This is a genomic window from Thiothrix lacustris DSM 21227 (assembly GCF_000621325.1).
Taxonomy (GTDB): Bacteria; Pseudomonadota; Gammaproteobacteria; order Thiotrichales; family Thiotrichaceae; genus Thiothrix; species Thiothrix lacustris.
The window spans coordinates 1-9092 of the sequence record NZ_JHYQ01000049.1 but is presented as its reverse complement, the minus strand read 5'-3'; the positions used below and the strand labels follow the sequence as shown (position 1 = coordinate 9092).

Annotated in this window: 9 protein-coding genes and 1 tRNA gene; 5 read left to right on the top strand and 5 right to left on the bottom strand. The window is 52.2% G+C overall.

Annotation, left to right across the window (positions count from 1 at the left end; translation table 11 throughout):
* Both Q394_RS22100 and Q394_RS20920 read left to right on the top strand, forming a co-directional pair.
* Positions 1-244: zinc ribbon domain-containing protein (locus tag Q394_RS22100; protein ID WP_156946810.1), on the top strand; the 244-nt coding region annotated here is incomplete at its 5' end.
* 68 nt (positions 245-312) lie between these two features.
* Positions 313-1545 carry a DUF1615 family protein gene (locus Q394_RS20920; protein ID WP_038141898.1) on the top strand — a complete coding sequence of 411 codons (1233 nt, stop codon included), beginning with the start codon at positions 313-315 and terminating at the stop codon, positions 1543-1545.
* Positions 1546-1553: 8 nt separating this feature from the next.
* On the opposite strand, the gene Q394_RS0116610 is transcribed toward Q394_RS20920, so the two are convergent.
* Together Q394_RS0116610 and Q394_RS0116605 are read right to left on the bottom strand one after the other, a co-directional pair.
* Positions 1554-1925, bottom strand: a complete 372-nt coding sequence (locus Q394_RS0116610) for a type II toxin-antitoxin system VapC family toxin (protein WP_028490235.1) — start codon at positions 1923-1925, stop codon at positions 1554-1556.
* Entirely contained in the window at positions 1922-2125 is a 204-nt protein-coding gene (locus Q394_RS0116605) for a type II toxin-antitoxin system VapB family antitoxin (RefSeq protein WP_028490234.1), read from the bottom strand. The genes Q394_RS0116610 and Q394_RS0116605 overlap by 4 nt, the downstream gene beginning before the upstream one ends.
* Before the next feature lie 162 nt (positions 2126-2287).
* On the opposite strand from Q394_RS0116605, the gene Q394_RS20915 reads away from it, so the two are divergent.
* Entirely contained in the window at positions 2288-5902 is a 3615-nt protein-coding gene (locus Q394_RS20915) for a class I SAM-dependent DNA methyltransferase (protein WP_038141897.1), read from the top strand.
* A 32-nt stretch (positions 5903-5934) separates the two neighbouring features.
* Here Q394_RS20915 and Q394_RS20910 read toward each other — a convergent pair whose 3' ends face one another.
* Entirely contained in the window at positions 5935-6813 is an 879-nt protein-coding gene (locus tag Q394_RS20910) for a 5'-3' exonuclease (protein ID WP_038141896.1), read from the bottom strand.
* 116 nt (positions 6814-6929) lie between these two features.
* Here Q394_RS20910 and Q394_RS0116590 point away from each other — a divergent pair, with 116 nt between their 5' ends.
* Positions 6930-7520 (top strand): DUF1131 family protein, encoded by a 591-nt coding sequence (locus Q394_RS0116590; RefSeq protein ID WP_028490233.1) that lies wholly within the window; start codon positions 6930-6932, stop codon positions 7518-7520.
* A 38-nt stretch (positions 7521-7558) separates the two neighbouring features.
* On the opposite strand, the gene Q394_RS0116585 is transcribed toward Q394_RS0116590, so the two are convergent.
* Both Q394_RS0116585 and mutY read right to left on the bottom strand, forming a co-directional pair.
* Positions 7559-7825 (bottom strand): oxidative damage protection protein, encoded by a 267-nt coding sequence (locus Q394_RS0116585; RefSeq protein ID WP_028490232.1) that lies wholly within the window; start codon positions 7823-7825, stop codon positions 7559-7561.
* 17 nt (positions 7826-7842) lie between these two features.
* Positions 7843-8886 (bottom strand): A/G-specific adenine glycosylase, encoded by a 1044-nt coding sequence (gene mutY / locus Q394_RS0116580; protein ID WP_028490231.1) that lies wholly within the window; start codon positions 8884-8886, stop codon positions 7843-7845.
* Between the two features lie 57 nt (positions 8887-8943).
* On the opposite strand from mutY, the gene Q394_RS0116575 reads away from it, so the two are divergent.
* Positions 8944-9017: transfer RNA gene (locus Q394_RS0116575), tRNA-Gly, on the top strand.
* Positions 9018-9092 lie beyond the last annotated feature (75 nt).

Genomic DNA, 9092 nt, shown 5'->3' with positions numbered 1-9092 from the left:
CGGGAGGACATACGTTGAGATAGGGAGATTCTTCCCGTCCACTAAACGCTGTTCCTGCTGTGGGTTCGTGAAAGAAAACATGCCGCTGGACGTGCGATCGTGGGAGTGCCCCGAATGCGGCACAACCCACGACCGTGACGTGAATGCAGCACGTAACATTTTAGCCGCCGGGCTGGCGGTGTTAGCCTTTGGAGAGAATGTTAGTGGCGATGGCATTTCGGTGTCGTCGTCCTGTTCTCGGTGAATTAGGAATCCCCCGGCTTTAGCCGTGGGGAGTAGTCAAGAACGGCGTGCTGTTGGTAAACTGAGTTCATGGATATGCTGAAACGTTTAGCACGCTGGCTAATGGCGACCACTGTGCTGGGGGCGGTCGTGGGGGTTGGTATGTGGGTTTACCCAGCCTTCAAGCAATACTGGATGGGTGAACCAGCCAAAGCGGTGGCTGTGTCAGCGCCACCTTCTGTTGGTTTGCTGCCGACGGTTATGTTGATCAAGGCAGCGGAACCTGCGGTGGCTGATCCGCGTGGCTGGGCAAGTGATGTGCTGGATGTGCTTAAGCTGCATGGCTTGCCACAAAGTCGTGAGAATGTGTGTTCGATTATTGCGGTAGCTGATCAAGAGTCCGGGTTTGTCGCTAATCCCACTGTGCCGAATTTGGGTAAATCGTCTGAAAAAGCGGTGATTGAGAAGCTCAGTAAATTATCGATCCTGCGCGGTGGGGCGATCACGTTTCTCAACCGTTTTCCTGATCCTGCTGATAGCTTTATGCAGCGTATTCGTCGGGCTAAAACCGAGCGTGATCTTGATCTGGCTTACCGCGCTCTGGTGGCGGGGCTAGAAGATTATGCGCGTCGCTACAAGCTGGGTTTGTTGTTGGATAACCATTTTGCTAGCGACCTGATTGAAGGTAGCAATGAAATCGACACCATCGGTTCCATGCAGGTGGCCGTGAATTTTGCGGTGCAGTATGAAACCCAGCGTCGCGGTGGCAAGGCATTGTCGCTGCAAGAGATTTACCAAGTTCGCGATAGCCTTTATACCCGCAAGGGTGGGTTGTTTTACGGGGCGTTATTATTGTTGGGTTATGAGTCGGGCTACGACAAGAAACTTTACCGTTTTGCTGATTTTAATGCGGGGCGTTACAGCAGCCGCAATGCCGCGTTTCAGGCGGTGATTGGCGTATTAAGTAAGCAAACGTTGGCAACTGATGGCGATTTGTTGATGTACAAAGCCGATGGCAGCGTGGCGTCAAAGGTTAGTGGTACGGAGCAGGCGTTACGCTATATTAATCAGGCGTTTGCGTTGAATTTGAAAGAATCACAAATCCGCCGGGATTTGATGCAGGAAAAAACCCTGAGTTTTAACAATACCACGACCTATAAGCTGATTCGGGCAACGTATGCTAAGGCGACGGGGAAGGCGGCGGTCTATGCGCAAGTGCCTAATATCCAACTGCATAGTGAGAAAACCTCACGGATACTGACAACGGGGAAGTTTGCTAATACGGTGTATGGGCGGTATCAGCGCTGTTTGGCGGCACGGTGATGGGTAGCTTAGTGTGATTCCTGCCAGCCACAGCCTAATTCGGTGGCAATGTTATGTAGACGCTTGTCCCGCGTCCAAATCTGTGTTCCCGGTGATAGTAGGACAGTGGTTAAAAGGTGCAAATCCACATAGCCGATGCCTTTGCCCATCAGTTTACGTTGTTCTAAGCAGTACATGGTTTCAGCATGGCTGGCTTGGGTGATGGCGGGCAGACCTTGCCATAAACGCAACAGGGTTGGGCGGTTTTTCAGGTTGCCACACGCGAGTTCGCCCCACACCATTGGGTGCATACAAACTTGCACTTCATTCAAAAGCATGGCTAAACGCTCGTCTTTTACCCGCAGGTGATCAATCCAGACCGAGGTATCAACCAGAATCACAGGGCTTCTTCCGTGGAACGGCGACGGGGCTGGGCTTCCAGTTGTGGTTCGGAACCACCCAATAAAGCGAGGCGGCGGGCGCTTTCGCGTTCGATCAGGGCTTTCAGGCTTTCACGCAACAGGGCTGCTTTTTCGGCAATGCCTGTCAGCTCAAATGCCTGACGTAATAGTTCATCATCAAGGTTTAATGTAGTACGCATGATTGTCTCCAATGCATCAAATATATGCATCATATTATGCTTGTTTTGATGCTGTCGACAACTGTTTGATGTGAAGTTTACATCTGTAGTGATACTTATCACTGCCTGTGCGTCGTGTTTAGGTTACATTCCATGCACATCTAATGGGGAACAGGGGCTTTCATGATCACCACCGACACGCACGCAGACGCTTTCATTCAACGCTGGCAGGGCAAAGACGGCTCGGAAAAAGCCAATCTTCAGCTTTTCCTCGGTGAATTGTGCGAATTGTTGGGGGTGGAAAAGCCGCAGCCTGCTCATGCGGATAACAAGCTGAACGCTTACGTGTTTGAACGGCGCATTGATGAACTTAAGGATGATCGTAGCTCCAACACGAGATTTATTGATCTGTATCGCCGTGATTGTTTTGTGTTAGAAGGCAAGTCAACGGGTAAAAAATTCGGTTCTAGCGGGTTGGATACGGCAATGAGTCGCGCCCGTAACCAAGCTGACGGCTACATTCGTAGTCTGCCTGCCTTTGAGAAAAAGCCGCCATTCATGATTTTGACTGATGTGGGTCATGTGATTGAGTTGTATGCTGAATTTACCTGTTCAGGCTCAAATTATCTCCAGTTCCCTGATAGCAGTTCGTACCGCATCAAACTCGATGATTTGCGTAAGCCGGACATCCGTGCGCGGCTGGCGGCGGTTTGGACTGATCCGCATAGCCTTGATGAATCCAAAAAAGCCGCTAAAGTCACCAAGCAGATTGCGACGCAATTGGCTGCGTTGGCGAAATCGCTGGAAGCGGCGCACGCGGCGGAAACGGTCGGCACGTTTTTGATGCGCTGCCTGTTTACCATGTTTGCGGAAGATGTGGAGCTATTGCCGAAAGACCGTTTCACGCACTTGCTGGAAAAGATGCTAGATAAGCCAGAACGCTTTAAAGCAGCGGTGGAAAACCTGTGGTTGATGATGGATAAAGGCGGTTATGACAATAGCGAGTATGTTGAGATTAAACGCTTTAACGGTGGGCTGTTTGCGGGGGCGACGGCGCTAGCGTTGGATAAAGCACAAATTGAGCTGTTGCTGAAAGCGGCAAAGGCGGATTGGCGTTACGTTGAACCGGCGATTTTCGGGACGTTGCTGGAGCGGGCGTTGAACCCGAAAGAGCGGCATAAGTTGGGGGCGCATTATACGCCGCGTGCTTACGTGGAGCGGCTGGTGTTGCCGACGGTGCTTGCGCCGTTGCGTCAGCAGTGGGCGGATGTGCAAACCGCTGCCACCGTGTTATTGGCTGAGTACCAAAAATCCTTGGAAAAGGCGGAAAAAGCATCGCAGCGGATTGTGTTGCCTGTGGTGAATGATGAGTCTGCGCCGACTTCGCTGGAGTTGTCGGGGCAGCGCAAGGCGAAAAAAACCAAGAAAGTGCTGACGGCGGATGAGTCATTCAAGAAGGCGGCGATTGATGAGGTCCGCGCCTTTCATGCCCATTTGTGCAGTTTGCGGATTCTTGACCCGGCGTGTGGGTCGGGTAACTTTTTGTATGTGACGCTGGAACACCTCAAGCGTTTGGAAGGTGAGGTGTTGAATACTTTGCAGGCGTTGGGTTTTTCGCCGCGAACGCTGGAAATGGAAGGCGTATCGGTGAGTCCGCAGCAGTTTTTGGGGTTGGAGGTGAATCCACGGGCGGCGGCGATTGCGGAAATGGTGTTGTGGATTGGTTATCTGCAATGGCATTTCCGGGTGCATGGCAATGTGTCGCCTGCCGAGCCGATTTTGCGTGACTTCCACAATATCGAAAACCGTGATGCGGTATTGGCGTATGACAGCGTGGAAAAAGTGTTGGATGCGGCGGGCAATCTCGTGACGCGCTGGGATGGGCGCACCTTCAAGATGCATCCGGTCACAGGCAAAGATGTGCCGGACGAAACCGCGCAAGTGGCGGTGGTGCGCTACCTCAATCCGCGCAAAGCCGAATGGCCTGCCGCCGATTACATCATCGGCAACCCGCCGTTTATTGGGGCTGCGCCGATGCGGGCTACCTTGGGCGATGGCTATGTGGAAGCGTTGCGTAAGGCGTGGTTTGATGTGCCGGAATCGAGCGATTTTGTGATGTATTGGTGGCACAAGGCAGCGGAAACGGTGCGGGCGGGCAAGGCGCAACGCTTTGGTTTTATCACCACCAACAGTTTGCGCCAGACCTTTAATCGCCGTGTCGTGCAAGCGCAACTCGAAGCGAAAGAGCCGCTATCGTTGATTTTTGCGATTCCTGATCATCCGTGGGTGGACAGTGGCGACGGCGCGGCGGTACGCATTGCCATGACCGTCGGGCAAGCGGGCGACCTTGCCGGAACGCTGCAAACCGTCACCGCCGAATCCACCACCGACGGCGAAGATGCTTATAGCGTTGTATTCAAGTCTTCTAATGGCAAACTTCATGCTGATTTAACAGCAGGCGCGAACGTTTCAACCGCTAAGACACTGCAATCGAATGGAGGATTGTGCAGCCGTGGTGTTCAAACAATTGGCGCGGGTTTTATCATCAGTCGTGCAGATGCTGCTCAACTCGGTCTTGGAACAGTTCAGGGAATTGATAAATATATTCGTGAATACCGAAACGGGCGTGATATAACTCAAAACTCTCGTGATGTTTTGGTAATTGATCTTTTTGGATTGAAAGCCGAGGAGGTGCAGGAGCAATTTCCTTGCGTTTATCAATGGTTAGTTGAGCGTGTTAAGCCTGAGCGCGATCAAAATAATCGTGAAAGCTATCGTAAAAATTGGTGGATTCATGGAGAAGCGCGTAGTGAATGGCGGCGGATGTATGCCGCTATTGATCGTTACATTGCTACCGTCGAAACTAGTAAACACCGTTTCTTTACCTTTCTTGATAAAAATATTTTGCCTGACAACATGCTGGTTAACATTGCCGTTGAGGACGCCTTTCAATTGGGTATTCTGTCGAGTCGTGTTCATGTTCCATGGGCATTAATTAAGGGCAGTGATTTGGGACCGACACCACGTTACAACAAATCCGTGTGTTTTGAGACATTTCCGTTTCCTGATGCGAGTGACGAGCAAAAGGCGCAAATTCGCGCCATTGCCGAGCAAATCGACGTGCACCGCAAACGCCAGCAAGCCGCGCACCCCACCCTGACGCTAACCAATATGTACAACGTGCTGGAAAAGTTGCGTAGCGGGGAAGTGATAAACGAAAAGCACAAAGACAAAGAGATTCACACCCAAGCCCTCACCAGCATTCTGCGAGAACTCCACGACAAGCTCGACCGTGCCGTATTCGCCGCTTACGGATGGGATGACCTCGCCGCCGAACTCGTCGGCAAACCCGGTGCTACCACGCCACTCCCCGACAAACCCGAAGCCCAAGCGCAAGCCGAAGAAGAACTCCTCAGCCGCCTCGTTGACCTCAACACCCAACGCGCCGCCGAAGAAGCCAACGGCAAAATCCGCTGGTTACGCCCCGACTTCCAAGCACCGGATAAGCAGGCTTCGACTCCGCTCAGCCAGCAGGAAGATCTCGCACTTGCGGATGACGACACCCGCTCCCTGAGCGTAGTCGAAGGGAATACCCCCGCAGCTAAACGCGACTGGCCTAAATCCTTAGCTGAACAAATCCCCATCATCCGCGAACAACTCCTTCTCGCGCCGCGCTCAGTCAAAGCACTCGCAGCTCTGTTTAAACGCAGCAAAATTCAGGACATTGAAAACGTCTTGGGTGGCATGATGGCGTTGGGCGCAGTAGCGTCGGATGGTGAGGTTTATAGGATGGTGTGAGGCTTGGGGTGACGAGTAATGCATACTTAAGGCTAGACATTAACCCAGAGTTTGAATTGTTGTTCAGTCAGTTGTAGTGTGTCGCACAGTGCTTGTAGTTTAGGCAAATCCTTCTCGCCTCGTCGTAAATCTATCGGCACTTCTGGTACTTCGCTATGAATGCTCGTCAACTGCCGCGCGAGTCGCAGGGTCGCCTGATGTTCTTCCACTAACCCTTGCAAACGTTTCGCGCCCCGGGTTTTCATCAAACCAATGTCGGGAATACGGGATAGTAATACCTCCACGCTGTTGAATTTCTGCAACAGCTTAGCAGCAGTCGCCATGCCAATGCCGGGAATGCCGGGAATATTGTCGGCTACATCGCCAGCAAGCGCCAACTGGTCGGGGATTTGCTGCGGCCATACGCCGAATTCCTTTTTCACCCCGCCGGGGGGTAATGGTGTGCGCCTGCCGTAATCCCACCAAATGTCGTGTTCACCGACTAATTGCGTCAAATCTTTGTCACCGCTGATGATCATGCAAGGTGTGCCAATGGCCTGTTGCTGTTTTGCCCAAGTGCCGATCACGTCATCGGCTTCAAAGTGCTGGCTGGCGGTTTGCACAATGCCTAGCGCATCCAGAAAGTCGCGGCAAAGCTGAAATTGATACTTAAGCTCGTCGGGAGCGGGGGAACGGTTGGCTTTATAGGCGGGGTAAATGTCTTTGCGAATCGATGTTTTCAGGCTGGTATCAAAAGCAAAGGCGATTTGTTGCGGCTGTTCGGTTTGCAACAGGTTATAAACGAAGCGCAGAAAACCCAGCACCGCGTTCACCGGATTACCATCGCGATCCAGCGGAATGGGCTGGCGCACGAACCAAGGGCGGAACACATAAATGCTGGCATCAATCAGCCAGACAGGGTTTTTAGGCATGTTGGTATTTTTCAGGTGGCGAATAAGTTTCTAGACTATAAACATAGAACCATAAAAATGCACGGCTAGGCTTTTTATGAAACAATGAGTTGACTGCGATTATTGAAGGAGAGGACATGCTGAATCTGCGTGCAATGGGCTGGATGATACTGGCAACGTCATCCCTGTTTGGTGTAACGGCTTGCAATGAGCAATCAAATACCCCGACAACGCCACCGGTTAAACCTGTGGAAGTGCTGTCAGCAGATGGCATTGGGCCTATCAATGGTGATACGCCGTTTAACCTGCATGATATTACCATGGCTTTTCAGGGGCTTAACGTGGCGCAACGCACCAATTACGCTGAAGGCAAGGAATACCCGGTGATTACCGTGAGTAAAGATCTGAAGCCATTATTGACGATCAACCCAGATGCAAAACAGGCCAAAGTCTTTTCAGTGATGGTGCATGATAACCTGATTGGTAATCGCCTTGGGCATCCTATCGGTTCCAAATTCACCGATGTTTACACCTTTGGTGCGACGGAAGAGTGTGCGGCAGGTTCAGAAGAATTATCCGGCAAAGTGCTGTGCTACGCACCTAAAACCGGCAACTTGCTGTATTTGTTTGGGGGAACGTGGAATGGTCCCGATGGTTCCGTGCCACCCAAAGACGTACTAGCTAAGTGGCAGATGGAAGCCATCATCTGGAAACCACCCGGGAAGTAATGTCAGGTTTTGGGGCGTAGTATTACGCCCCAAATGTCTTACACGGGTTTGAAATTATCAATCGTGCTGGCGCCTTCGCCAAAGAAGAACTTTTCCATTTCTTCTTGCAGGAATTTGCGGTCTTTAGCGTTGATGGTGCTGAGACGGTATTCGTTAATGAACATGGTTTGTTGCTTCAACCACAGACCCCATGCTTCTTTGGAAATGTGTTCGTAAATACGCACGCCCAATACGCCGGGGTAAGTTGGGCGCTCCAGCCCTTCTGCTTCGCGGCCTAAATGTACGCAGTTCACCATTCGTGTCATGTTGTTTCCTCAGTCGTTTACTCAATGTTCTGGAAAAACTGCCGGACTGCGGCTGATAGCCCGCCAGTAAAATGTGTGTCTGCTTTATACCAGAGCCAGCCGTTGCCTTCCATTATCCGTGCAGGGTGCGCGTCTAAATCGACCTGTAAGGGCTGTAAATGCAGGCGGTAATGCGAAAAAGTGTGGGTCAGGGCGGGCAAACGTGCCGCTACTATGCAGGTTTGGGCGAAGTGCTGCGCTAGCCAGTCTGCCATTGCCGTTTCATCGGCAAATTCGGGAAAGCTCCATAAGCCACCCCAAATGCCGGTAGGCGGGCGGTGCTGGAGTAGCAGTTCACCATCGCTATTACGCAGTAACAAAGCGAGCGCGGTTTTTTCGGGTAAGTCTTTTTTGGGGCGCTTGCCGGGGTAGTCTTGTGGTTTGCCTTGCTGGAAAGCCTTGCAGCCGTCTTGTAACGGACATAGCAGGCACAGCGGTTTGCTGCGGGTACACAAGGTTGCACCCATATCCATCATCGCCTGGGTGTAGTCAGCATTGCGCTGGGTGGGCAAGTGGTATTCCGCATGTTCCCAGAGCTGTTTGAGGGTACGGGGTTCGCCGCTCCAGCCTGCGACGGCGTGGTAACGTGCCAAGACGCGCTTGACGTTGCCGTCCAGAATGGCGTGTGCTTGCCCGTGGCTGAGGGAGAGAATGGCGGCAGCGGTGGAACGCCCGATACCCGATAAGGTTTCCATGTCAGCCCTATCGGTGGGGAAGACGCAGGCGTACTCGTCGCGTACCCGCTGTGCGGTTTTGTGCAAGTTGCGGGCGCGGCTGTAATAGCCCAAGCCTTCCCACAGTTTCAGCACATCGTCTTGTGGTGCATCGGCTAAGGTCAGCACATCGGGGAAACGCTGCATGAAGCGCCCGTAATAGGGGATAACGGTGGCAACCTGAGTTTGTTGCAACATGATTTCCGACACCCACACACGGTAAGGGGTAGGATGTTGCTGCCATGGCAAGTCTTTCCGCCCGTGCTGGTCGAACCAGATCAGCACTTTATTAGCAAATTCAGGAATCATGATTGTTGTCTCGGCAAAAACGCTCTACAATAGCGGCCTGCTTACGGTATCTCATAGGCGGGTGTAGTTCAATGGTAGAACGGCAGCTTCCCAAGCTGCATACGAGGGTTCGATTCCCTTCACCCGCTCCACATAGCCTCTCTGCTTACCAAATACCTATCAAAGTCATCAGTCGTGCGCGAGATACCCCTGCCTTTAGGCATGGG

Bases quoted from the DNA above. Each gene is read 5' to 3' on its own strand.
- Q394_RS20920 (WP_038141898.1), top strand. From the start codon at position 313: ATGGATATGCTGAAACGTTTAGCACGCTGGCTAATGGCGACCACTGTG.
- Q394_RS0116605 (WP_028490234.1), bottom strand. From the start codon at position 2,125: ATGCGTACTACATTAAACCTTGATGATGAACTATTACGTCAGGCATTT.
- Q394_RS20915 (WP_038141897.1), top strand. From the start codon at position 2,288: ATGATCACCACCGACACGCACGCAGACGCTTTCATTCAACGCTGGCAG.
- Q394_RS20910 (WP_038141896.1), bottom strand. From the start codon at position 6,813: ATGCCTAAAAACCCTGTCTGGCTGATTGATGCCAGCATTTATGTGTTC.
- Q394_RS0116590 (WP_028490233.1), top strand. From the start codon at position 6,930: ATGCTGAATCTGCGTGCAATGGGCTGGATGATACTGGCAACGTCATCC.
- Q394_RS0116585 (WP_028490232.1), bottom strand. From the start codon at position 7,825: ATGACACGAATGGTGAACTGCGTACATTTAGGCCGCGAAGCAGAAGGG.
- mutY (WP_028490231.1), bottom strand. From the start codon at position 8,886: ATGATTCCTGAATTTGCTAATAAAGTGCTGATCTGGTTCGACCAGCAC.